The organism is Methylocystis sp. sgz306128 (assembly GCF_056032725.1).
Genome location: NZ_JBVYWO010000002.1, coordinates 392,565 through 415,402 on the forward strand (window position 1 = coordinate 392,565; position 22,838 = coordinate 415,402).

A 22,838-nucleotide genomic window follows, 5' to 3' on the forward strand; every position below is an offset into this window, starting at 1 on the left:
GCGTCCATCCGGCGAGATCGGCAAATTTTATCGCTTTTCTCTTCCGCAGGGCTCTGTCGCGAAACGTCTTGGTCCGGACGGATGCGCGTCGCAACAGCCAGGGCACCGGCTATTCGTCGGAATCAGCCTGTCCGCCGCGCAGGTCTTCCGGATGAGGCATGGAAATGATGTTATAGCCGCTGTCGACGAAATGAATCTCGCCAGTGACGCCATTGGCGAGATCGGACAGCAGGTAGAGCGCCGAGCCGCCGACATCCTCGATGGTGATGGAACGGCGCAGCGGCGCATGGGCTTTCTGGAAATTATACATGAACCGGGCGTCATTGATGCCTGCGCCTGCCAGAGTACGCACCGGACCAGCCGAAATGGCGTTGACGCGGATATTCTGCGGGCCGAGGTCGCCCGCCAGATAGCGCACGCTTGCCTCTAATGCTGCCTTGGCAATGCCCATGACGTTGTAATTGGGCATGACGCGGGTCGAACCGCCATAGGTGAGCGTCAGGAGCGATCCGCCGTGCGGCATCATTCTGGCGGCGCGCTGGGCCAGTTCCGTGAAAGAGAAGCAGGAGATGACCATTGTGCGCGAGAAATTCTCGCGCGTCGTATTGTCGACATAGCGGCCTTTCAACTCGTTCTTGTCTGAAAAGCCTATGGCATGGACGAGAAAGTCGATTGTGCCCCATTTTTCCTGCAGGGCCGCGAATACGGCGTCCACAGAGGCAATATCCTCGACATCGCAGGGGAGCAGAAAGTTCGAGCCCACCGATTCCGCCAGCGGTTTGACCCGCTTGCCCAGAGCCTCACCCTGAAAGGTGAAGGCCAGATCCGCGCCCTGTTCATGCAGAGCTTTGGCGATGCCCCAGGCGATCGAATGGCTATTGGCGACACCCATGATGAGGCCGCGCTTTCCGTGCATCAATCCCTGCGTCATCATGCGTCCATATGTTTGAAGAGCAGCGTGGCGTTTGTGCCGCCAAAGCCGAAGGAATTGGACAGAACCGTCCCCAGTTTCGCATTGTCGATCCGCTTGCGGATGATGTTCATGTCCTCGAACGCCGGATCGAGTTCGTCGATATGGGCGCTGGCGCAGATGAAATTGTTCTGCATCATCAGCAGGGAATAGATCGCCTCCTGCACCCCGGTCGCGCCGAGCGAATGGCCGGTGAGCGACTTGGTGGCCGAAATCGGCGGGCAGCGGTCGCCGGGGCCGAACACCTCGCGGATGGCTTCGATTTCCTTGACGTCGCCGACGGGTGTCGAGGTGGCATGCGGATTGATGTAATCCACCTTGCCGTCATATCCGTTCAGCGCCATGCGCATGCAGCGTACGGCGCCCTCTCCCGAAGGCGCAACCATGTCATAACCGTCGGACGTCGCGCCATAGCCGATGATTTCGGCATAGATCTTGGCGCCGCGCGCCCGGGCATGTTCCAGTTCTTCCAGCACGAGCACGCCGGCGCCGCCGGCAATGACGAACCCGTCGCGGTTCTTGTCATAGGCGCGCGAGGCCACCGAAGGCGTGTCGTTGAAATTGGACGACATTGCAGTCATGGCGTCGAACAGCACCGACATGGTCCAGTCCAGTTCCTCGCAGCCGCCGGCGAACATGACATCCTGCTTGCCGTACTGGATCATCTCCGCCGCATTGCCAATGCAATGGTTGGATGTGGCGCAGGCCGAGGAGATGGAATAATTGACGCCCTTGATCTTGAACCACGTGGCCAAGGTGGCCGAGGCCGTGGACGACATGGATTTGGGCACGGCGAAGGGGCCGACGCGCTTGGGGCCGGATTTGCGGGCAATATCGGCGGATTCGACCAGAGTCTTGGCCGAAGGGCCGCCAGAACCCATGATAATGCCGGTGCGCTCGTTGGAAATGTCCTTTTCCTCAAGGCCCGCATCCAGAATGGCCTGATCCATCGCCACATGATTCCAGGCCGTGCCCATGGCATGAAAACGCATGGCGCGGCGGTCGAGAATGGTGGAGGGATCAAGAGTCGGTGCGCCCTGAACCTGGCTGCGGAATCCGAGTTCCGCATATTTCTCTGCGCGCGATATGCCCGACCTGCCCTGAATCAGCGAATCCAGCACTTCAATCGTGTTATTGCCGATCGAGGATACAATCCCCATTCCGGTGACGACGACACGTCTCATGTTTTTCTCCTCGAAGGGGATCAGGCTTCCGGCTTGAACAGGCCGACGCGCAGATCCTTGGCTTCATAAATGCGCTTGCCGTCGGCTTCCAGCCAGCCGTCTGCAATGCCAAGAACCAGTTTGCCACGGAAAACGCGCTTGAGATCGACGCCATAGACGACCTTTTTCACGCTGGGCAGAACCTGATCGATGAATTTCACTTCGCCCACGCCAAGCGCACGGCCGCGTCCCGGCGAGCCCAGCCAGCCGAGGAAGAAGCCGCACATCTGCCAGAGCGCGTCCAGCCCCAGACAACCCGGCATGACGGGGTCGCCCTGAAAATGGCAGCCAAAAAACCAGAGGTTCGGCGTGACATTGAGTTCAGCCTTGATGAAGCCCTTGCCATGCGCGCCGCCGGTCTCGGTGATTTCGGCGATACGATCGAACATCAGCATGGGCGGCAGCGGCAGTTGCGCGTTTCCGGCTCCGAAGAGTTCACCGCGCCCGCATTGCAGCAGGTCTTCATATTCGTAATGGGAGCGGCGCTCGCTCATGGCGTCACAATCCTTTGGTCTTGTTTGTCGCAAACGGAAAAGGTTTGCTCTTCACGCATGATTAACACAGGCCGGTGCAGCCTGAAAGCTGGTAACTGCCGCCAAACGGACAAGATTGCAAGTCCGGATGTCGCATTTGCCCAATCAAAAAGTTGCATGTTTGACCCGATGTCACCTATATTAAAGCTGTAATTCAGTTTTCAGGGCAATTGGAATGGCGATATCCGCTTTCGGATCAGGCAATCGGACAGGCACTGCGGCAAAACCTTTGCCGATGCGCGACTCTATGCTGGGGTGTCCGGTGCATGAATTGCGCAACAAGCTGCGCAAGGCCGGTTTGCGCCCCACGCGCCAGCGCGTGGCTCTGGGCTGGCTGCTGTTTGCCAAGGGCGCGCGCCATCTCACGGCCGAAAATCTGTTCGAAGAGGCCAATTCTTCGCGGGTCGCCATTTCACTGGCCACGGTCTACAACACCCTGCACCAGTTTACCGAGGCCGGCCTGCTGCGCGAAGTGGCTATCGAAGGCTCGAAAACCTATTTCGACACCAACACCAAGGATCACCACCATTTCCTGCTGGAACATTCGAACGAACTGATCGATATCTCGCCTTCGCAGGTGGATATCAGCCGCCTTCCGGATGTGCCCGAGGGCATGGAAGTGGCGCGCATCGAAGTGATCGTGCGTCTGCGCAAGAAAGCCTGAGCCTCCGGCTTTAATTTCGACCCGGACGGAGCCCTGATTCCATAAGTTATGGAATTGACTCATGAAACCTTGAGTCAACTTGAATTTATCCGCAAATTGCCAATAAACTGCCGCAGAGTCATTGAGAATTTCATTGAATCTTCTCAATGATTTGCGGATTTTGTGCACCGGTCGGGCGGCCCGCTTTTGCGAAGGCTCGCGCACGCTCAAGTTACCGGATTGACTCATGAATTTGCCATGCCGCCGCAATTTCCCGATAAATTTCCGCAGAGTCATTGATAATTTTATGAGATTTTGTGAATCAATTTCCGTTGAATCGCTGACGATTGCGGCAGCAACAAAACCCTGAGTCAGATGCCGCGCTCACAATTCGAGATCGAACACCAGAATGTCGTCGACCCCTCCGGCGCAGGCCGCCACCAGCCGCGCGCCAGCCGCCCTGTGATCGGGATGGATCAGATAGGCGTCGCGCGCCGTCTCGTCCCTGAAATCAATGGAAAAACCATGCGTATAGCCGCGGCCCAGATGTTCCGGGCTGCAATTTTCACCGGCATGGAAATCCAGCATGCCCGGCACGACACCGTCCAGCGCCGCAAGCTGGGCAAAAATGCTCAGTCGCTCCTTTGAGGGAAGATCCGCGCGGAATTTGACCAGGACGATGTGCCGTATCATGTGTTTGGCTCGACGTGCAGAAAGGGGCCGCAGGATTCCCGCTCGATGAGTTGGCTCGGTTCGATCAGGATTTCGATGGGCAGATCCGGCTGCTCGATCATGGCGAGGAGAATTTGCGCGCCATGTTCGCCCATGATGCGTGTATGGGCCGTGACCGTGGTCAGTGGCGGGCGATGAAATTCGCTCTCCGCGATATTATCGAAGCCAATGATCGAAAACTGGCGTCCGGTCTCGATGCCGTTGTCCGAAAGCGTATGAATGGCGCCGAAGGCCACCATGTCGTTGAAGCAGAGCGCGGCGCTGGCATCGGGGCGGCTGGCCAGCATGGCGCGGGCCGCTTCCTGTCCGCCACCGCGCGTCGGCATGGATTCAAACACCAGTCCGGGATCGAAAGACAAGCCTGCCTCCAGCAGCGCCTGACGATAGCCTTGCAGGCGTTCGCGCTGGGTCGCCACGGATGATGCACCGCCCAGATAGGCGATGGTGCGATGTCCCAGTGAAATCAGGTGACGCGCCGCCTGCGCCGCGCCGGAGACATTGTCCTGTCCGACATAGGCAAAATGCGCCCCGTGCAGACGCCGGGCCATGGTGACGATGGGAATGCGGCTGGTCCGGAAGTCCGACAGGGTTTCCGCATCCGAGAGGCCCGTTGGAGAAATGATGATTCCGGCAACGCCCTGTTCCTGCATGGATTGCAGAACGCGGGCCTCGCGCACGGGATCTTCGTTGGTATTGGCCAGAATAGGCACGTAGCCGGCGCGATAGAGCGCCTCTTCAATGCCGACGGCCAGTTCCGAAAAGAAGGAGTTCATCAGGTCGGAAATGATCATGCCGACAAAATTCGAGCGCGCCATGCGCAGGTTGGCCGCTGCCCGGTTATAGACATAGCCGACTTGCGCCATCGCAGCTTCGACCCGCGCGCGCGTCTCGTCCTTGACCATGGGAGAGTTTTTCAGAACCAGCGACACAGTCGATTTTGATACGCCTGCAATGCGGGCGATATCGATGATGGTGGCGCGATTATCCCCCCTGCCTGCGGCAGCCATTTTTAACCGTCCTTAGCGATCCGCCCTGAGTTCTGGTTTGGCCAGATTCTGTTTAATTCCGCGGTCAAGGCATCTGCCTTGCGACTTGGAACGTTCCATAGTGTTCATAAAGACAGGGGCTTTGTCAATCGTACCGGGCGGAAAAACGCGCAGCGCAGCGCGCGGCGGCAGTGCGGCTTGCTCTCATGTCCGGCTTAAGCCATATGTCTTTTGTGTTTGCGATGTCTCCGCTTCCTATCGACGATGTGCTTCCGGCGCTGCAATCGGCGCTGGCGCAGGGCACGCGCGCCGTGCTTGTGGCGCCGCCGGGCGCGGGCAAGACCACGCGCGCGCCGCTGGCGCTTCTCGATGCACCCTGGTGCTCCGGCAAGATCCTCATGCTGGAGCCGCGCCGGCTTGCCGCGCGCGCCGCAGCCGAGCGCATGGCCGAAACCCGCAACGAGGCTCTGGGCGCAACGGTCGGCCTGCGGGTGCGCATGGAGACGCATGTTTCGGCGGCGACACGCATCGAAGTGGTGACGGAAGGCGTCTTCACGCGGATGATTCTCGATGATCCGGCGCTGACGGGCGTGTCCTGTGTGATTTTTGACGAATTTCACGAGCGCTCGCTCGATGCCGATCTCGGTCTGGCGCTGGCGCTCGACGCCCAGTCCGGCCTGCGTGAGGAGTTGCGCATTCTGGTCATGTCGGCGACGCTGGATGGGGCGCGGGTCGCCGCGCTTCTGGCGGATGCGCCCGTGCTGCAATCGCAGGGGCGCGCTTATCCGGTGACCACCATTTACAAGGGTTATGATCCGCATGCGCGGCTTGAGGAGCAGGTTGCCCGTGTCGTGCTGGCCGCGCTGGCCGAGGAACCGGGGTCCATGCTCGTGTTCATGCCGGGGCAGGGCGAGATTGTGCGTCTGGTCAGAATTCTCGAAGACCGGATCAGGGATTCCGCCGTGGATGTGGTGCCGCTCTACGGCGCGCTGGACCGTGCATTGCAGCGCCGCGCCATTGCGCCGACGCTCCCGGGGCGCCGCAAGATCGTCATTGCCACGTCGATTGCTGAAACCTCGCTCACCATAGATGGCGTGCGTATCGTCGTTGACAGCGGTTTTGCCCGCGTGCCGCGTTTCGAGCCCGATCTCGGTCTCACGCGGCTGGAAACACGGCGGGCCTCGCGCGCTTCCGCCGATCAGCGGCGGGGCCGCGCCGGGCGCACCGAACCGGGCGTGTGCTACCGTTTGTGGGAAGAGGCCGGCAATGGGGCGCTTGAGCCCTTTTCCCAGCCGGAAATTCTGAGCGCGGACCTTGCCGGCCTGCTGCTGGACATCACCTTCTGGGGCGCGGAACCGGCCATGCTGCCGTGGCTTGACCCGCCGCCCGCTGCCGCCCTGCGTGAAGCCAAAGCCCTGCTGACGAATATCGGCGCGCTTGATGCCGATGGACGTCTGACGGAGTCGGGCCGGAAAATCAGGAACCTGCCGCTGCCGCCGCGTCTGGCCGCCATGGTGCTTGGCGCGGCGGAGCGGGATGGCGCCGTGCTTGCGGCCGAGATTGCTGTTCTCGTCACTGAGCGTGGTCTGGGCGGCGACAGCGCCGACCTCACGCAGCGCCTGGTCGGTTTCCGCCGCGATCGCAGCCCCCGCGCCGAGGAAGCCCGGCGCATGGCGCGCGGCTGGGCGCGTCAGGCGGGCGGCGCACAACTGCCCGGCGACGTGCACGAGGCCGGCCGCTGGCTGGCGCTCGCCTTTCCGGACCGCATTGCCCGGGCGCGCGGCAAGCCGGGGGAATATCTCATGGTCAATGGCCGCGCCGGGTTGCTTGATCCCGCCGAGGCGCTGGCGCGCGAACCCTTTCTGGCAATCGGCGAGATCGTCGGCCGCGCAGCGGCGAGCCGCATCGTTCTTGCTGCTCCGGTCTCGCAGGACGACATCTTTGCCCAGATCGGCCCGCAAATGCTGGATGAAGTGGTTTTTGATACCAATGCCCGGGCCTTGCGGGCGCGCCGCAGCCTGCGCATCGGCGCGCTGACCTTCAAGGAACAGCCGTTGCCGATCAAGCCCGACGAAGCCGCTGCGGTGCTTCTGGCAGAGGGCATAGCCCGCATAGGTCTGGATGCCCTGCCCTGGAGCAAGGCCAGCCAGCAATTGCGCCACCGCGTTGAATTTTTGCGCCGCGCCGAGAGCGACGATCCGTCCTGGCCGGATATGTCGGACGAGGCCCTCCGGCGCTCCATCGCCGGATGGCTCGCCCCGCATATCATCGGCAAGACGGCGGTCAGCCAGATCGGCGCCGACGATGTTTACGAGGCCTTGTCCGCGTGTCTCTCCTGGGAACTTCGCCGTAGGCTCGATGAGGAGGCGCCTGCTCATTTTACCGCGCCCACCGGCTCGCAGATCGCGCTGGACTATGAGGCCGAAGGCGGGCCGGTGCTGGCCATACGCGTGCAGGAACTCTTCGGCCTCAGGGATCACCCGGCGCTGGCGCGCGGGCGCGTGCCGCTGACCCTGCATCTTCTTTCGCCGGCGCACCGGCCGATACAGATCACGCGGGATCTGCCGGGCTTCTGGAAGGGTTCATGGGCGGCGGTCAGAACCGAAATGAAGGGGCGTTATCCGCGCCATGTCTGGCCTGATAATCCGGCGGAGGCGCTGCCCACCATGCGGGCCAAGCCGCGCGGAACCTGAACTGGAATTTTGGCGCGCTGTGCTTAGATATGCCTGATGATCGAGCTACAACCCGGCCTTGCCTATTACCCTGCCCTGCTGCCGCGCGCCGCGCAGGAGAGCCTTGTCGCTGAGGTGCGCGACATCGTCCGCGCCGCGCCGCTGTTCGTGCCCCGGATGCCGCGCACCGGCAAACCGTTCTCCGTACGCATGAGTAATTGCGGGCCGTTGGGCTGGGTATCCGACGAGGTGTCCTATCGCTACCAGCCGCATCATCCCGATACGGGCGGGCCCTGGCCGCCGGTTCCCGGCGCATTGCTGGATCTGTGGCGGCAGGTCACGGATTATGCCCTCCCGCCCGAGGCCTGCCTGATTAATTTCTACGAGCCTTCCGCGCGCATGGGCCTGCATCAGGACCGCGACGAGGACGAACTGGCCGCGCCGGTTGTGTCGGTTTCGCTCGGCGATACCTGCGTCTTTCGCTATGGCGGCGAACGGCGCAATGATCCCACGCGCTCCGTCCGGCTCAGTTCGGGCGATGTGATCGTCATCGGCGGGGCCTCCCGCCTCTGCTTTCATGGGGTTGACCGTATCCTGCCCGCAACCTCCACCCTGCTTGAAAAGGGCGGGAGGATCAACCTGACGCTGCGCCGCGTTACGCGCGCGGCACAGGCGTCATGAGCGCAAAGCCGGCGCCGGTCGAATCGCGGCAAAAGCCGATGCGCCCGATGCCCGGAACGTCCCATGCCGGGCGCGTGATCGAACCGCCGTTCACTTCGACGCCCGCGAGGCTTGCATCGACATTATCGACCATGATGTAGGGCAGCCAGAAAGGCTCGGTCTGCTCCGGCTTGATGTCTGCGGCTGCGACAAGGCCGGCGCAAGGCACAGAATCCTTGCTGGCGACCCAATAGGTGCCGCCTTCCGGCAGGGTCATGCCCTCATAGGCCCAGCCCAGAAGCGCGGCATAAAACTTCTTGGCCGCCTCGATATCGGGCGCGATAAGTTCATTCCAGCCAAATTTGCCATGATAATCCATGCGCGTCTCCTTGTGCAGGAAACGCACACCTTATCACGGCAGGCTGCGGAACTGAAATCAGTTGGCTGTTTCGCCCGTGGCTTCGCTGGCCGCTTTCGGACCGCCCTTGGAGACGCCGACCATGGCCGGTCGCAACACGCGCTCGCCGATGGAATAGCCGGTCTGGACAACCTGAAGCACAGTGCCGCTTGGCACCTCTGCATTTGGAATTTCAAACATGGCCTGATGCATGTTCGGGTCGAATTTCGCACCCTGCGGCTCAAGTTTCCTGACACCGAACCGGCCAAGCGTGGCGAGAAGATCGCGTTCGGTCAGTTCCACGCCCTCGATTAGGGCCTTGAACGCGCCTTCTGCCTTCTCCCTGTCGGCGGGCGGGACAGATTCGATGGCGCGGCGGATATTGTCGGCGGCATTGAGCATGTCGCGGGCAAAGCTGGTAACGGCATAGGCTTTTGCGTCCGCCACCTCGCGCTCTGTGCGCCGGCGCATGTTCTCCATATCGGCGAGCGTGCGCAGCAGCCTGTCCTTGAGGCTGGCGTTCTCCGCGTTCAGGGCGGTGATCACGGCCTCAGGGGCCGGAGCCGCCGAATTGGCCTCGGGAACCGAATTTTCCGGTGTATCCTGATTATTCTGTTCTTCTTGCTGGGTCATGCGGAACTCAGTTTCATAGGTTGGTGGTTGTGCCGTTTCGAGCGCTGGATATCAGTTCTCATGCGGCAAAAATCAAGACGCATTCAGCGCTATTTTGCCTGGAAGGCTTCGCGCAGATGGCGCTTGACCGCCGTCTGGCGTCCGGGATTGGTGATTTTCGCGCCGGTGAGATCGGTGACATAAAACACGTCCACGGCTTTTTCGCCGAAAGTGGCGACATGGGCCGAGCCGATATTGAGATTAAGCCGGGAAATGGCGGCGGTCAGGTCGTAGAGCAGGCCCGGGCGGTCGAGCCCGGAGACTTCCAGCACCGAATAGCGGTTGGAGAGATTGTTGTCGAGCACCACTTCCGGCGCGAGGCGGAAGGTCTCGGCGCGCGCCCGGTGCGCCGTCTTCTTGCTGTCGAGCAGCGGGCCGAGGCGGATTTCGCCGCGCAGAGCCTTTTCGATGCCCTGAGCCACGCGCTCCGCCCGGCGCAGTTCATCCTCCTCGCGCTCGAAGGCGCGCGACATGAAGATCGTGTCGAGGGCGAGACCGTCCGTCGTGGTGAAAATCTGCGCATCGACAATATTGGCGCCGGATGCGGCACAGGCGCCCGCGATCACCGATAGCAGGCGGGGGTGGTCGGGCGCGAGCACCGTGAGTTCGGTGACGCCCTTGAATGCGTCGGTGCGGTATTCCGTCATCAGCGACCGCATTTCGACCGCGGACAGGCGCAGAAGCTCGGCATGGCGGATCTTGCGTTCCAGATCGACCTTGAGCCAGTAGGCCGGATAATGGCGCGCGGCATAGGCTTCAAATTCCGGATCGGACCAGGTGGGCAGCGCATCGTGCAATTGCTGCTGCATCTGCGCCACGCGGCTGCGCCGGTCGACAGCGGAATGCCCGCCGCTGAGCACCACTTCCGTTTCCCAGTAAAGCGAGCGCAGGAGCTGGCCCTTCCAGCCGTTCCAGACACCGGGGCCCACCGCGCGGATGTCGCAGACGGTGAGGATCAGCAGGAGCTTGAGCCGCTCCAGCGTCTGCACCGTGCTGGCGAAGGTCTCGATCGTGCGCGGGTCTGAAAGATCGCGGCTTTGCGCTGTGTTGGACATGACCAGATGTTCCTGCACCAGCCAGGCCACGGTTTCGGTTTCCGCTTCGCTGAGGCCGAGGCGCGGACACAAGGTGCGGGCAACCCGGGCTCCGGCGACGGAGTGATCCTCGTCGCGGCCCTTGGCAATATCATGCAGGAACGCCGCCACATAGATCACCGTCCGGTTGGCGATGCCGGCTATGATTTCGCTGGAGATGGGGTGGTCGTCCTTGAGGCGTCCCGAGTCAATTTCCGAGAGAATGCCCACCGTGCGCAGCAGATGCTCGTCCACCGTGTAATGATGGTACATGTTGAACTGCATCATCGCGACGACGCGGCCAAAATCCGGAATGAACCGGCCCAGAACGCCTGCCTCGTTCATGCGGCGCAGGACAACCTCCGGTGCGCGCTTTGACGTCAGAATATCAAGAAACAGCCGGTTGGCTTCGGTATTGTTGCGCAGATCGGCGTCGATCCGCTTCAGAGACAAGGTCACGAGGCGTGTGGCGTCCGGGTGGATGGCCAGCGAATTGCGCTCGGCGAGCCAGTAGAGCTTGATGAGATTGACCGGATTGGTTTCAAACACATCCGGCCGCGCCACCGTGATGCGGTCTGTCTCGACAGCAAAATCGTTCGTGCCCGCCAGCGTGGTGCGGCGGCGAAAGCGCGTGACCAGCCTGTCCAGCATGGCGCGCGGCTTGGCCTGCTTTTCCTCCAGCGCCGCGCAGACGATGTTGGTGAGATCGCCTACATCCTTGGCGATGAGGAAATAATGCTTCATGAAACGTTCGACGCCGCTCAGCCCGGCATGGGCGCGGTATCCGAGCTTTTCGGCGATGATGCGCTGCAGGTCGAAGCTGAGCCGCTCCTCCGCCCGCCGGGTGATGAAATGCAGATGGCAGCGCACGCGCCACAGAAATTCCTCGCAGCGGCGGAAGAGCCGCAGTTCCGCGGGGGTGAACAGACCGGCGGCAACGAGTTCGCGCACATCGGCCACCTTGTAGAAATATTTCGAAATCCAGAACAGCGTGTTGAGATCGCGCAGTCCGCCCTTGCCTTCCTTGACATTCGGCTCGACGAGATAGCGGGACTGGCCGGCCCGGCGCACGCGCGCCTCGCGCTCCGAGAGCTTGGCGGCGACAAATTCCTTCGCGCCCGCATCGACGATTTCAGCCATGAAGCGCTGCTGCAATTCGGTGAACAAGGCCTCGTCGCCGTGAATGAACCGGGCTTCCAGCACGCTGGTGCGGATTGTCATGTCGGCCTTGGCCTGACGCAGGCATTCGTCGATGGAGCGGGTGGCGTGGCCCACTTTCTGCTTGAGATCCCACAGCACGTAGAGCATGGCTTCAACCACGCTCTCGCCCCAGGGCGTCTGCTTATAGGGCAGCAGAAACAGCAGATCGATATCGCTGAACGGCGCCAGCGTGCCGCGGCCGTAGCCGCCCACCGCCACTATGGCGAGGCGCTCGGATGAACTGGCGTTCTCGAGCGGATAGACATGCCGGGTCACATAATCATGAATGGCGATGATGAGTTCGTCTTCGAGACGGCAGATGCGCTGCGTGCAGGCGAGGCCCTTGCCGTCCTCCTCGAACCATTGCCGGATCTGCGCGATACCGCTGGTCAGCGCATGGGCAAGCCGCTCGACCACCGCCTTGCGGAATTCCCCCTGATCGGCATGGTGCGTGCGCAGCGCCGCGATTTCTGCGGCGAGAGCCTGCCTGTCGAAAAGATAATCGTGGCTGCGCGGTGCGGCGATCCGGTTCATCAGGCGGCCTTGCGTTTGGCTTCCAGCACGTCCCATATCTGCGCGGCAATATCGGGCCCGCCAAGTCGCTTGATGGCGCGCAGGCCCGTGGGCGAGGTGACATTGATCTCGGTCAGATGCCCGTCGATGACATCGATGCCGACAAAGATAAGCCCGCGCCGCTTCAGCTCCGGCCCGATGGTGCGGCAGATTTCCAGTTCCCGCGCGCTCAGGTCGGTCGGCTGCGCCGCGCCGCCGCGCACCATGTTGGAGCGGATGTCGTTTTCCGCCGGCACGCGGTTGACTGCGCCCGCAGCTTCGCCGTCGACCAGAATGATGCGCTTGTCGCCCTCCCTCACCTGCGGCAGGAAGCGCTGCACCACCCAAGGTTCACGCATCATCTGGCTGAAAAGATCGAACAGTGAGCCGAAATTCGGGTCCTTTTCCGCCACTTTGAACACAGCGGCGCCGCCATTGCCGTAAAGCGGCTTCATCACCACGTCGCCATATTCGGCGCGGAAATCCTCAATGGCGGCCCGGTCGCGGGTGATGAGTGTCGGCGGCATCAGTTGCGGAAAATCCATCACGAACAGCTTTTCGGGCGCATTGCGCACTTCGAGCGGATTGTTGACCACCAGAACCCGGCCGTGCAGGCGCTCCAATATATGCGTGCTGGTGATATAGGCGAGATCGAACGGCGGGTCCTGCCGCAGCAGGATCACATCCATATGCGATAGATCGGTCACGACAGGCTCGCCGAGCGTGAAGTGATTGCCTTTTTCGTCGCGCACTGAAAGCGCCTGCACCGGCGCCCAGACAACGCCGCTGCGCATCGAGAGCTTGTCCGGCGTGTAATAAAACAATTCATGGCCGCGGGCCTGTGCTTCGAGTAGCAGGGCGAAACTCGAATCTCCGGCGATGTTGATATTCTGGATTGGGTCCATCTGGACGGCGACACGAAGGGGCATGGCTGTTCCTTGTTATTTCATAAAGCGAGTTCGTAGGCGGCTATCAGATGGCGCGGCAGACGGAAGGGTACAACAAAAACGGCGTCGCCGCGCAATGTTGCTTGCGCCGCCCAGCGGTTTCGCGACAGCCATACCCGTGCCGCGGTGGATAAGCGGCGGACTTTCTGCGGGCTTATGGCGGTGCTGGCCAGATCCCACGAGGGGCGGGCCTTGACCTCGATGATGGCGATTGTGCCGGCGCGCTGCGCGACAATGTCAATCTCGCCGCCCTTGACGCGCAGGTTGCGCGCCAGAATCCGATAGCCCTTCAGCATGAGCAGGATGCAGGCGGTCAGTTCCGCCCATTGCCCGAACTGGCGGGCGCGTTGTTTACTTGCGGGCGGCATGAAGTTCGACAGCCCTTGCATAAACCTGACGACGCGGCAGGCCGGTGGCCTGCGAGACGATGGTGGCGGCATCCTTGACGGAATAGGTCTGCAGCGCGGCTTCCAGCTGTTCGTCCAGCGGCTGACCTTCCCTTTGTGATTCGAAGTCTCCGGGCGGGCCCACCAGCAGCACGATCTCGCCTTTTGGTGCGGCCTCTTCGGCAAATTGCGCCGCCAGATCGGGCAGCTTTGCCCGGCGGATCGTCTCGAAATGCTTGGTCAGTTCACGCGCCACCACGCCGTCGCGCGCGCCAAGCACGGCGGCCAGATCGGCCAATGTTTCTGCGACCCGGCGCGGGCTCTCAAAAAACACAAGCGTGCCCGGAATTTTACCCAGCGCCGAAATCCGTTGCCGCCGCGCCGCGCCCTTGGGCGGCAGAAACCCCTCGAAAAAGAATCTGTCCGTCGGCAGGCCGGCCACGACCAGCGCCGCCAGAACAGCCGAAGCCCCCGGCACGGCGCTGACCTTCAGGCCTTCGCCGACCACATCGCTGACGAGCTTGAAGCCGGGGTCGGAGACAAGCGGCGTCCCCGCGTCGGAGACTAGCGCCAGCGCTTCGCCCCGCTGCAGCCGCGCCAGAATCTGCGGGCGCATCTCGCGCGCATTGTGCTCGTGATAGGGAATCAGCGGCGTTGTGATGCCGTAATGCGAGAGCAGCACCTTGGTGGTGCGGGTATCCTCCGCGAGCACGGCATCGGCGGCCGCCAGCGTGCCGAGCGCGCGCAGCGAAATATCGCCGAGATTGCCGATCGGCGTCGCCACCACATGCAGTCCCGGCTCCAGCGGTTCGCTCTCGGCCTTTATGCCGAGGGCCGTGAATTGTGCGGCCCGGGGAAGGGCTCTGTCGGGTCTGGACGGCGAAGCTTTGATCATGAGATTGTCTTATCCCAATTTTTTTATTCGGGAAATGTTCTCGCTGGCATTCAGGCCCTTTGCGGGCCTCTTTCGGCTGATTTGCATGCCGGATACGCCGAGCCGGAACAAAATCAGTGATCTGCCTTGGAAATGACGCAAAGTCTGCCGCTCGTAGAGATTTATAGCTGTTCGGATGCGATTGCAAATTGGTTAACATTTCATCAGAATGAATCACTTCCAATTCATGGCCGGATCGGGCCATGCATCATCAAAAGCTGGAGCGGATTATGCCTCAATTGTCACTTATCCATCGGCGTGCCCTACTCTTGCGCCTGCCGCTCACGGCGATTCTGGCTGGAATGGCGGCTGGGTGCAGCGGCCAGTTGGGCGGGCTCTCCCCTTCCGACCAGATGCAGGCGCAGCCGGCTGAGCCGGCCCAGCCGCAACCGGCGGCTGCCGCGACAATCGGCACCGGCCCGGTTCGCGTCGCGTTGGTTCTGCCGCTGACACAGGCCTCCGGCCCCAGCCTGATCGGGACGGCCATGCGCAATGCCGCCGAGCTTGCACTCACCGAAGCCAATTCGAACGAGCTGACGCTGCTCGTCAAGGATGATCATTCCACGCCCGAGGGCGCCCGCGACGCCGCTAAGACCGCGCTTGCCGAAGGCGCGGAACTGTTCATCGGCCCGTTGTTTGCCAATGACGTGCGCGAGGTGGCGGCACAGGCCAAGGCCGCGGGCAAGCCGGTCATCGGCTTCTCGACCGATTCGACCGTGGCGCAGCCCGGCGTCTATCTGTTGTCCTTCCTCATCGAAAGCCAGGTGGACCGCGTTGTCGAATTTGCCGCTTCGAAGGGCAAGAAATCCTTTGCCGCACTCATTCCCGATGGCGAATATGGCAATGTGGCGCTGGCCGAATTCCAGCAATTTGCCGCCCGCAAAAACCTGCGTGTTCTGTCGATCGAGCGCTATTCCACCGGCACGCTCGCCGCGGCTGCGGCGAAAGTCGCCGCGCTCGGCAATCAGATCGACACCGTCTTCGTGCCGGAACAGGCCGACAATATGGCGGCGGTGGCGCCCGTGCTGGCGCCGTTCACCGCCAGAAAAATTCAGATTCTCGGCACGGGTGTGTGGAATGACGCGCGCGTTCTCTCGCTGCCCGGCCTTCAGGGCGCATGGTTCGCCGCACCGGAAAATGCCGGCTTCACCGCCTTTGCGGCGCGCTATCGCGGCACCTATGGTTCGGAGCCGCCGCGCGTTGCCTCGCTGGCCTATGACGCCGTGTCTCTGGCCGCGGCCCTTGCCCGCACGCAGGGCGCGCAGCGCTTCTCGCAGCAGATCCTCACCAATGCCTCGGGGTTCAACGGCGCGGATGGCGTGTTCCGATTCCGCGCGGACGGCATGAACGAACGCGGACTTGCCGTGTTCCAGATCGGTGCCGGCGCAGCCACCGCCCTCAGCCCGGCGCCCAGATCATTTGCCGCTGGCGCGTAATATCCCGAATTGGCCGCGTCGGTGCCCTGAGCCCCGGCGCAGCCGGTCAGTTGATCTTTTCGTCCGGATAGACGCCCCAGACGTCGTTCTGGCGGATGTAGCCGTCGAATTCATCGCCATAAATGTGGCACCAATTGCCGTCGCAGGTCTTCACATTGCCGATGACGCCGGGCTGCAGCGCCGCCACGGCGCCTGATTTTGCATCTGGCCGCGCATAGAGAACCTGATTGCCGGGCACCTTGCCGGGCATGATCAGCGCGGTGCGCCGGCCGGAAAGCAGCGAATGGAGCACCCAGCCTTCCGCACCTTCCGAATCGCGGATCTTGCGCCAGGTGTCGAACTCCGCCGTAATTTCAACGGGCAGTCCGGCGCGCTCGTAAATCCATTTTGTCGGGTGATCTTTCGAGGGGCCTTCGCGCACGTTCACCCGGTCTGATTTGAGGCTGACATAGCGGGGGAGCGGCAATCCGGACACAGACCCCACCGATTGGGCGAAAGCCTGCCACCCAAGGGGTGAAAACAACGCGAAAAAAACGATCAGCAGTCCCAGCAAGCGGCCAGCGCCTGAAGGGGCCCGGCCCGGCATATACCTCTTTTGTCTCATGGCCAGCCTATCGTGAATTCAGTGACTGCGCTTGTCTTTGCGGCCTCTTCTGTTACAGAAGTCTGTGGGGCAAACAGGCCGCAGTCTATCTGTCCCCATTGAAGTTAATAGCAGGTTAATGGTGCGTTCGCAGCCGTCTGCCATCGAGATGTGTCCGGGCGTGCTGCCTTCGAAATTGCAGGAGTGAGACCCGCATGGGCAAGAAAAAGCCACTCGTGATCGTGACACGCAAATTGCCAGACATGATCGAGACCCGGATGCGCGAGTTGTTCGACGTGCGGCTCAATCTTGCCGACAAGCCGATGACCTCGGCCGAACTCGCGGAGGCCATGCGCCAGGCCGATGTGCTTGTACCCACCGTCACCGACCGCATTGATTCGGCGCTGATCGCGCAGGCCGGCGAGCAGATGAAGCTCATCGCCAATTTCGGCAATGGCGTCGACAATATCGACGTCACCTCGGCGCTGCGCCGCGGTATCACGGTCACCAATACTCCCGGCGTGCTGACCGACGACACCGCCGACATGACCATGGCGCTGATTCTGGCCGTGGCGCGCCGCCTCGTGGAGGGCGCGCGTCTGCTCAACGACGACGACTGGCACGGCTGGTCGCCGACATGGATGCTCGGCCACCGCATCAGCGGCAAGCGTCTGGGCATCGTCGGCATGGGGCGCATCGGCCAGGCTCTGGCCCGCCGCGCCAAGGCTTTCGGCATTTCCATCCATTATCACAACCGCCGCCGCGTGCTGCCCGCCATCGAGGAGGAGTTGGAGGCCACATACTGGGATTCGCTCGACCAGATGCTGGCGCGCATGGATATCGTCTCGGTCAATTGCCCGCATACGCCCGCGACCTATCATCTGCTCTCGGCGCGGCGGCTGAAATATCTCAAGCCCGACGCCATCATCGTCAATACGGCGCGCGGCGAGATCATCGATGAAAACGCCCTCATCCGCATGCTGGAAGCCAACGAGATCGCCGGGGCGGGGCTGGATGTGTTCGAGCACGAACCTGCCGTGCCGCCCAAGCTGGCCAAACTGGCCAAGGCGGGCAAGGTGACGCTGCTGCCGCATATGGGCTCGGCCACCATCGAGAGCCGCATGGACATGGGCGAGAAGGTGATCGTCAATATCAAGACCTTCATGGACGGCCACCGCCCGCCGGACAGGGTGCTGCCCAGCATGTTGTGAGGAAGCAGAGCGGGCGCAGTCTGTTGCCGCATGACAAACGCCCGGCCGCGCTTTATACAAAGGCATGTCTGAACACACGCGCCCCATCGCAGCCGGGGACCATCTCTTTCTCGTGGATGGTTCCTCCTATATTTTCCGCGCCTATCACGCGCTGCCGCCGCTGACGCGCAAGTCCGACGGCCTGCCCGTCGGCGCGGTCGCGGGCTTCTGCAACATGTTGTGGAAGATGCTGCGCGAGAGCATCGCAGGCGAAAAGCCCACGCATCTGGCCGTCATCTTCGATCATTCGTCCGAGACCTTCCGCAATCAGCTCTATGATCAGTACAAGGCGCACCGGCCCGAGCCGCCGGAGGACCTGCGGCCGCAATTCTCGCTCATCCGCGAGGCAACCCGCGCTTTTGACATTCCGGCCATCGAGCAGAAGGGCTTCGAGGCCGACGATCTCATCGCCACCTACGCCAGGCGGGCGCGCGAGGCCGGGGCCACAGTGCTGATTTTCGGCTCCGACAAGGATCTGATGCAGCTCATCGGCAATGGCGTGATGATGTATGATCCGATGAAGGACCGGCGCATCGGCGAGCCGGAGGTGGTCGAGAAATTCGGCGTGCCGCCCGGCAAGGTCATCGATGTGCAGGCGCTGGCCGGAGATTCTGTCGACAATATTCCCGGTGTGCCGGGCATCGGCATCAAGACGGCGGCGCAGCTTATCGGGGAATATGGCGACCTTGAGGGGCTTCTGGCGCGCGCGGCCGAGATCAGGCAGCCCAAGCGCCGCGAGGCGCTGATTGAACATGCCGAAAAGGCGCGTCTCTCGCGCCAGCTGGTGACGCTGAAGGACGATGTGCCGCTGGAGACGGAACTGGCCGAGCTGACGACGCGCCAGCCGGTGCCGGGCAAGCTGATCAGCTTTCTCAAGGATATGGAATTCACCACGCTGACGCGGCGTGTGGCGGAGGCCTATCATGTCGATCCCTCGGCCATCGCCGCAGTCAGGCCTGCGGTCAGTCCGAAAGCCAGTCCGGTATCCGGTGCCGCTCCCGGCACGGCAGGCGCGGATGCGGCGGCTGCCGATACGCCTGCGGCGCTGGCCGCTGCCCGGCGGGCCGCAGCGCTGGCTGGTTCCATCGACCGCAGCCGATATGAAATCATACGCAGCGCCGAAGCCCTTGAGGGCTGGGTCGCGGCGGCTTTCGATGCGGGAATTTGCGCCGTCGACACGGAGACGACCTCGCTTGACGCCATGCAGGCCGAGCTTGTCGGCGTTTCGCTGAGTCTGGCGGCCAACAAGGCCTGCTACATTCCGCTGGGCCATAAATCCGAGGGCAGCGACGATCTGTTTGGCGGCGGCGCGCGCGCGCCGGGGCAGATGCCCGTGCGGCAGGCGCTTGATCTGCTCAAGCCGCTGCTGGAATCGCCCGCCGTGCTTAAAATCGGTCAGAATATGAAATATGACGCGCTGGTTTTCGCACAGCACGGCATTGCCGTCGGCCCTGTCGACGACACGATGCTGCTGTCCTATGTGCTGGACGCGGGCAAGAATGGCCACGGCATGGATGAATTGTCCGAGCTTTATCTCGGTCACAAGCCCATTGCATTCTCAGAGGTGGCGGGCTCGGGCAAGAGCTTCATCGGTTTTGCGCGGGTGCCGGTGGAGAAGGCTGCCGAATATGCCGCCGAGGACGCCGATGTCACCCTGCGTCTGTGGAACGTGCTGAAGCCGCGTCTGGCCGCAGAGCATATGACGACTGTTTACGAAACGCTGGAGCGTCCGCTTGTCGACGTGCTCACGCGGATGGAGCGGCGCGGCATTTCCATCGACAGGGCTATCCTCTCGCGGCTTTCGGGCGAATTCGCCCAGAAAATGGCGGCTCTCGAAGCCGAAGTGCAGGAACTGGCGGGCGAATCGTTCAATCTTGCCTCTCCCAAGCAACTTGGCGACATCCTTTTCGGCAAGATGGGTCTTCCGGGCGGCACCAAGACCAAGACCGGCGCGTGGTCCACTTCGGCCAGCGTGCTCGATGATCTTGCGGAGCAGGGCAATACGCTGGCTGCGCGCATTCTCGACTGGCGGCAGCTGGCCAAGCTCAAATCCACCTATACGGACGCGCTCCCCTCCTATGTGCATCCGCAGACGCATCGGGTGCATACGTCCTTCGCGCTGGCGGCCACGACGACGGGGCGGCTCTCCTCGTCGGAGCCGAATATCCAGAACATTCCGGTGCGCACCGAAGAGGGCCGCAAAATCCGCAAGGCCTTCGTCGCCACGCCGGGCCATAAGCTTATTTCCGCCGATTACAGCCAGATCGAACTCCGATTGCTGGCTCATATTGCCGATATTCCGCAATTGAAGAAGGCTTTCGCCGAGAATCTCGACATTCACGCCATGACTGCCTCGGAAATGTTCGGTGTGCCGGTGGCGGGCATGCCGTCCGAGGTGCGCCGGCGCGCCAAGGCCATCAATTTCGGCATCATCTACGGCATATCCGCCTTCGGTCTTGCCAATCAGCTCGGCATTTCGCGCGAGGAAGCTGGCGCCTATATCAAGAAATATTTCGAGCGCTTCCCGGGAATCCGGGATTATATGGATTCAACCAAGAAGACCTGCCGCGAGCAGGGGTTTGTCACCACCATCTTTGGCCGCAGGTGTCATTATCCGCGCATCACCTCGCCCAATCCGTCGGAGCGCGCTTTCAACGAGCGCGCCGCCATCAATGCGCCGATTCAGGGCTCCGCCGCCGACATCATCCGCCGCGCCATGGTGCGGATGGATAATGCGCTGGCCCGGCACAGGCTTTCGGCGCAGATGCTGCTGCAGGTCCATGACGAGCTTATTTTCGAAGTGCCGGACGCCGAGGTCGAGGCAACGCTGCCCGTCGTGCGCCGCGTGATGGAAGAGGCGCCGCATCCGGCGCTCCAGCTTGCCGTGCCTTTGCAGGTCGATGCCCGCGCCGCGCAGAACTGGGACGACGCCCATTGAACGCGCCGTTGTCCGCAAGGCCGGTTCCGGCTGCTTTCCCGCCCCGCTTGCGGGCGGGCTCACGCGCAGGTGAATGTCCGGCATGTCCGACAGGCTGAAAACGCGCCTGCTCGCCAAGGCGCTTGAACTTGGCTTTGACGCCTGCCGGATCACGGTGCCCGGGTCCATTCCGCAGGCCGGGCCGCGTCTGGGCAGCTGGCTTGCAACCGGTGCACAGGGCACGATGGACTGGATGGAAGAGACCTTCGAGCGCCGTGCCGATCCGCGTGTGCTCTGGCCGGAGGTCAGAAGCATCATCATGCTGGCGATGAATTATGGCCCCGAATCCGCGCAGGAGCCGCCGCCGGATTGCGGCAATATCTCGGTCTATGCGCGCCACCGCGATTATCACGATGTCGTCAAGGGCAGGCTGAAGCTGCTGGCGGGCTGGCTCGTTGCGCAAAAGGGCGGCGACGTGAAAGTGTTCGTGGATACGGCGCCGGTGATGGAAAAGCCGCTGGCCGAGGCGGCGGGGCTGGGCTGGCAGGGCAAGCACACCAATCTCGTCTCGACGGATTTTGGCTCATGGCTGTTTCTGGGTAGCATTTTCACAACACTTGACCTGCCGCCGGACGCGCGGGAAAACGATCATTGCGGGTCATGCCGGGCCTGTGTCGAGGCCTGCCCGACGCAGGCCTTCCCCGCCCCCTATCAGCTTGATGCGCGCCGGTGCATTTCCTATCTGACCATTGAGCACAAGGGCATGATCGCGCGCGAATTCCGCGCCGCGATGGGCAACCGCATTTATGGCTGCGACGCCTGCCTTGCCGCTTGTCCCTGGAACAAATTTGCCAGAAGCGCCCGCGAAATCAAACTGACGGCGCGCGAAGACCTGCTGGCGCCTGATCTTGCCGGGCTTGCCACGCTTGACGATGCCGCCTTTCGCGCCAAATTCTCGGGCAGTCCGGTCAAGCGCATCGGCAGGGACAGGTTCATCCGCAATGTGCTGATCGCGCTCGGCAATTCGGGCGATGCGGCATTGTGCCATGCTGTGATGCCGCATCTTGAGGATGCAGCCGCCGAAGTGCGCGCCATGGCGATCTGGGCGCTGGGGCGTCTTGACCGAAATTTGGCCTTGCGGTTGCGGGCGGCACGCGCCACACAGGAGCCGGATGCGCAGGTGCGCGACGAATGGGCCGCGCTGGATGAGGATGAATTATGAATCTGTTTGTCTTCGGTCTCGGCTATACCGCACAGGCCTTCGTGCACCGTTTCGGCAGCCGCTTTTCCTGCAGCGGCACGGTGCGGGAGCCGCAAAAGCTGGCTGATCTGGCGGGTGTTGGCATCAGTGCCGTGCTTTTTGATGCGCCAGAGGTTGGCAGGCGGCTAAAAGAGGCCGATCTGGTGCTTGTCTCGGTTCCGCCGCGCGGCGAAGATCCTGTTCTGGCCAGATATGGCGAGCAGATTCTGGCCGGTCCGGCCCGCAGGATCGTCTATCTTTCCACCATCGGCGTCTATGGCAATCAGGATGGCGGCTGGGTGGACGAGACAACCCCGCCGGAACCTTATTCGGAGCGCTCCGCCGCGCGGGTTGCCGTCGAGCGGCAATGGCTGGAACTGGGCGAGGCCTCCGGCAAAGCCGTCCAGATTTTGCGCCTTGCCGGAATTTACGGGCCGGGACAGAATGCGCTCGTCAATCTGAAGGCGGGCACGGCGCGGCGCATCATCAAGCCGGGGCAGGTGTTCAACCGCATTCATGTCGGCGATATCGCGCTGGCCATTGCCGCGGCCTTTGAAAGCGAACTGCCGGGCGGCATCTTCAATGTCGCGGATGACGAACCGGCCCCGCCGCAGGACGTGATCGCCTATGCCGCCCAATTGCTGAATATCGATCCGCCGCCCGCGCTCGATTTTGCCACCGCGCCGATGTCCGAGATGGCGCGCAGCTTCTATTCAAAGAACCAGCGTGTCTCGAACCGCAGGTTGCGGGAAGTGCTGGGCGTCGATCTGGCCTATCCCACCTATCGCGAGGGCATCCGTGCGCTTTATGAGCAGGGCGAAGGGCGCTGAGG

Annotated in this window: 20 protein-coding genes; 8 read left to right on the forward strand and 12 right to left on the reverse strand. The window is 62.4% G+C overall.

Annotated features, from left to right (window positions below; translation table 11 throughout):
• Nucleotides 1–109: 109 nt before the first annotated feature.
• The 3 genes from fabI to fabA are packed head-to-tail and all read right to left on the reverse strand — an operon-like array spanning nucleotide 110 to nucleotide 2,687.
• Entirely contained in the window at nucleotides 110–931 is an 822-nt protein-coding gene (gene fabI, locus AC0N03_RS05720; protein ID WP_474287618.1) for an enoyl-ACP reductase FabI, read from the reverse strand.
• Complete coding sequence (gene fabB / locus AC0N03_RS05725; protein WP_474287620.1) at nucleotides 931–2,154, reverse strand: beta-ketoacyl-ACP synthase I; 1,224 nt, start codon at nucleotides 2,152–2,154, stop codon at nucleotides 931–933. Before fabB ends, fabI begins: the two co-directional genes overlap by 1 nt.
• A 20-nt stretch (nucleotides 2,155–2,174) precedes the next feature.
• Nucleotides 2,175–2,687, reverse strand: a complete 513-nt coding sequence (gene fabA / locus AC0N03_RS05730; RefSeq protein WP_474287622.1) for a 3-hydroxyacyl-[acyl-carrier-protein] dehydratase FabA — start codon at nucleotides 2,685–2,687, stop codon at nucleotides 2,175–2,177.
• 274 nt (nucleotides 2,688–2,961) lie between these two features.
• Here fabA and irrA point away from each other — a divergent pair, with 274 nt between their 5' ends.
• On the forward strand, nucleotides 2,962–3,390 hold the full coding sequence (irrA, locus tag AC0N03_RS05735) for an iron response transcriptional regulator IrrA (protein ID WP_474287714.1): 429 nt from the start codon (nucleotides 2,962–2,964) through the stop codon (nucleotides 3,388–3,390).
• Between the two features lie 363 nt (nucleotides 3,391–3,753).
• Here irrA and AC0N03_RS05740 read toward each other — a convergent pair whose 3' ends face one another.
• Both AC0N03_RS05740 and AC0N03_RS05745 read right to left on the reverse strand, forming a co-directional pair.
• The gene (locus tag AC0N03_RS05740) at nucleotides 3,754–4,062 is read right to left on the reverse strand and encodes a Dabb family protein (RefSeq protein WP_474287623.1); all 309 of its coding nucleotides are present in this window, start codon (nucleotides 4,060–4,062) and stop codon (nucleotides 3,754–3,756) included.
• On the reverse strand, nucleotides 4,059–5,108 hold the full coding sequence (locus AC0N03_RS05745) for a LacI family DNA-binding transcriptional regulator (protein WP_474287624.1): 1,050 nt from the start codon (nucleotides 5,106–5,108) through the stop codon (nucleotides 4,059–4,061). Before AC0N03_RS05745 ends, AC0N03_RS05740 begins: the two co-directional genes overlap by 4 nt.
• Before the next feature lie 221 nt (nucleotides 5,109–5,329).
• Here AC0N03_RS05745 and hrpB point away from each other — a divergent pair, with 221 nt between their 5' ends.
• A complete protein-coding gene (gene hrpB / locus AC0N03_RS05750; protein WP_474287625.1) occupies nucleotides 5,330–7,780 on the forward strand; it encodes an ATP-dependent helicase HrpB in 2,451 nt (816 codons plus the stop codon).
• A gap of 36 nt (nucleotides 7,781–7,816) precedes the next feature.
• On the forward strand, nucleotides 7,817–8,440 hold the full coding sequence (locus tag AC0N03_RS05755) for an alpha-ketoglutarate-dependent dioxygenase AlkB family protein (RefSeq protein WP_474287627.1): 624 nt from the start codon (nucleotides 7,817–7,819) through the stop codon (nucleotides 8,438–8,440).
• Here AC0N03_RS05755 and AC0N03_RS05760 read toward each other — a convergent pair.
• From AC0N03_RS05760 to rsmI, 6 genes are all read right to left on the reverse strand, one after another.
• Nucleotides 8,415–8,798: a VOC family protein gene (locus AC0N03_RS05760; protein ID WP_474287628.1), complete on the reverse strand. Its 384-nt coding sequence runs from the start codon at nucleotides 8,796–8,798 to the stop codon at nucleotides 8,415–8,417. The genes AC0N03_RS05755 and AC0N03_RS05760 overlap by 26 nt on opposite strands.
• Before the next feature lie 57 nt (nucleotides 8,799–8,855).
• The gene (gene grpE, locus AC0N03_RS05765; RefSeq protein ID WP_474287629.1) at nucleotides 8,856–9,449 is read right to left on the reverse strand and encodes a nucleotide exchange factor GrpE; all 594 of its coding nucleotides are present in this window, start codon (nucleotides 9,447–9,449) and stop codon (nucleotides 8,856–8,858) included.
• An 89-nt stretch (nucleotides 9,450–9,538) separates the two neighbouring features.
• A complete protein-coding gene (locus AC0N03_RS05770) occupies nucleotides 9,539–12,295 on the reverse strand; it encodes a [protein-PII] uridylyltransferase (protein ID WP_474287631.1) in 2,757 nt (918 codons plus the stop codon).
• Nucleotides 12,295–13,242: a glutathione synthase gene (gene gshB / locus AC0N03_RS05775; RefSeq protein WP_474287632.1), complete on the reverse strand. Its 948-nt coding sequence runs from the start codon at nucleotides 13,240–13,242 to the stop codon at nucleotides 12,295–12,297. Before gshB ends, AC0N03_RS05770 begins: the two co-directional genes overlap by 1 nt.
• Nucleotides 13,243–13,259: 17 nt before the next feature.
• Nucleotides 13,260–13,628: a YraN family protein gene (locus AC0N03_RS05780; RefSeq protein WP_474287634.1), complete on the reverse strand. Its 369-nt coding sequence runs from the start codon at nucleotides 13,626–13,628 to the stop codon at nucleotides 13,260–13,262.
• Nucleotides 13,612–14,541, reverse strand: coding sequence for a 16S rRNA (cytidine(1402)-2'-O)-methyltransferase (gene rsmI / locus AC0N03_RS05785; protein WP_474287636.1), 930 nt, complete (start codon nucleotides 14,539–14,541; stop codon nucleotides 13,612–13,614). The genes AC0N03_RS05780 and rsmI overlap by 17 nt, the downstream gene beginning before the upstream one ends.
• A 269-nt stretch (nucleotides 14,542–14,810) precedes the next feature.
• Between rsmI and AC0N03_RS05790 the strand changes: the two genes are divergently transcribed.
• On the forward strand, nucleotides 14,811–16,016 hold the full coding sequence (locus tag AC0N03_RS05790) for a penicillin-binding protein activator (protein ID WP_474287638.1): 1,206 nt from the start codon (nucleotides 14,811–14,813) through the stop codon (nucleotides 16,014–16,016).
• A 46-nt stretch (nucleotides 16,017–16,062) separates the two neighbouring features.
• On the opposite strand, the gene AC0N03_RS05795 is transcribed toward AC0N03_RS05790, so the two are convergent.
• A complete protein-coding gene (locus tag AC0N03_RS05795) occupies nucleotides 16,063–16,602 on the reverse strand; it encodes an SH3 domain-containing protein (RefSeq protein WP_474287640.1) in 540 nt (179 codons plus the stop codon).
• 212 nt (nucleotides 16,603–16,814) lie between these two features.
• On the opposite strand from AC0N03_RS05795, the gene AC0N03_RS05800 reads away from it, so the two are divergent.
• The 4 genes from AC0N03_RS05800 (at nucleotide 16,815) to AC0N03_RS05815 (ending at nucleotide 22,836) form a co-directional block, all read left to right on the forward strand.
• Nucleotides 16,815–17,810 carry a 2-hydroxyacid dehydrogenase gene (locus AC0N03_RS05800; RefSeq protein ID WP_474287641.1) on the forward strand — a complete coding sequence of 332 codons (996 nt, stop codon included), beginning with the start codon at nucleotides 16,815–16,817 and terminating at the stop codon, nucleotides 17,808–17,810.
• Nucleotides 17,811–17,874: 64 nt separating this feature from the next.
• Nucleotides 17,875–20,787, forward strand: a complete 2,913-nt coding sequence (gene polA / locus AC0N03_RS05805; RefSeq protein WP_474287642.1) for a DNA polymerase I — start codon at nucleotides 17,875–17,877, stop codon at nucleotides 20,785–20,787.
• Nucleotides 20,788–20,860: 73 nt separating this feature from the next.
• Nucleotides 20,861–21,988: a tRNA epoxyqueuosine(34) reductase QueG gene (gene queG / locus AC0N03_RS05810; RefSeq protein WP_474287643.1), complete on the forward strand. Its 1,128-nt coding sequence runs from the start codon at nucleotides 20,861–20,863 to the stop codon at nucleotides 21,986–21,988.
• Nucleotides 21,985–22,836, forward strand: coding sequence for an SDR family oxidoreductase (locus AC0N03_RS05815; protein WP_474287644.1), 852 nt, complete (start codon nucleotides 21,985–21,987; stop codon nucleotides 22,834–22,836). The genes queG and AC0N03_RS05815 overlap by 4 nt, the downstream gene beginning before the upstream one ends.
• The last annotated feature ends 2 nt before the right edge of the window (nucleotides 22,837–22,838 follow it).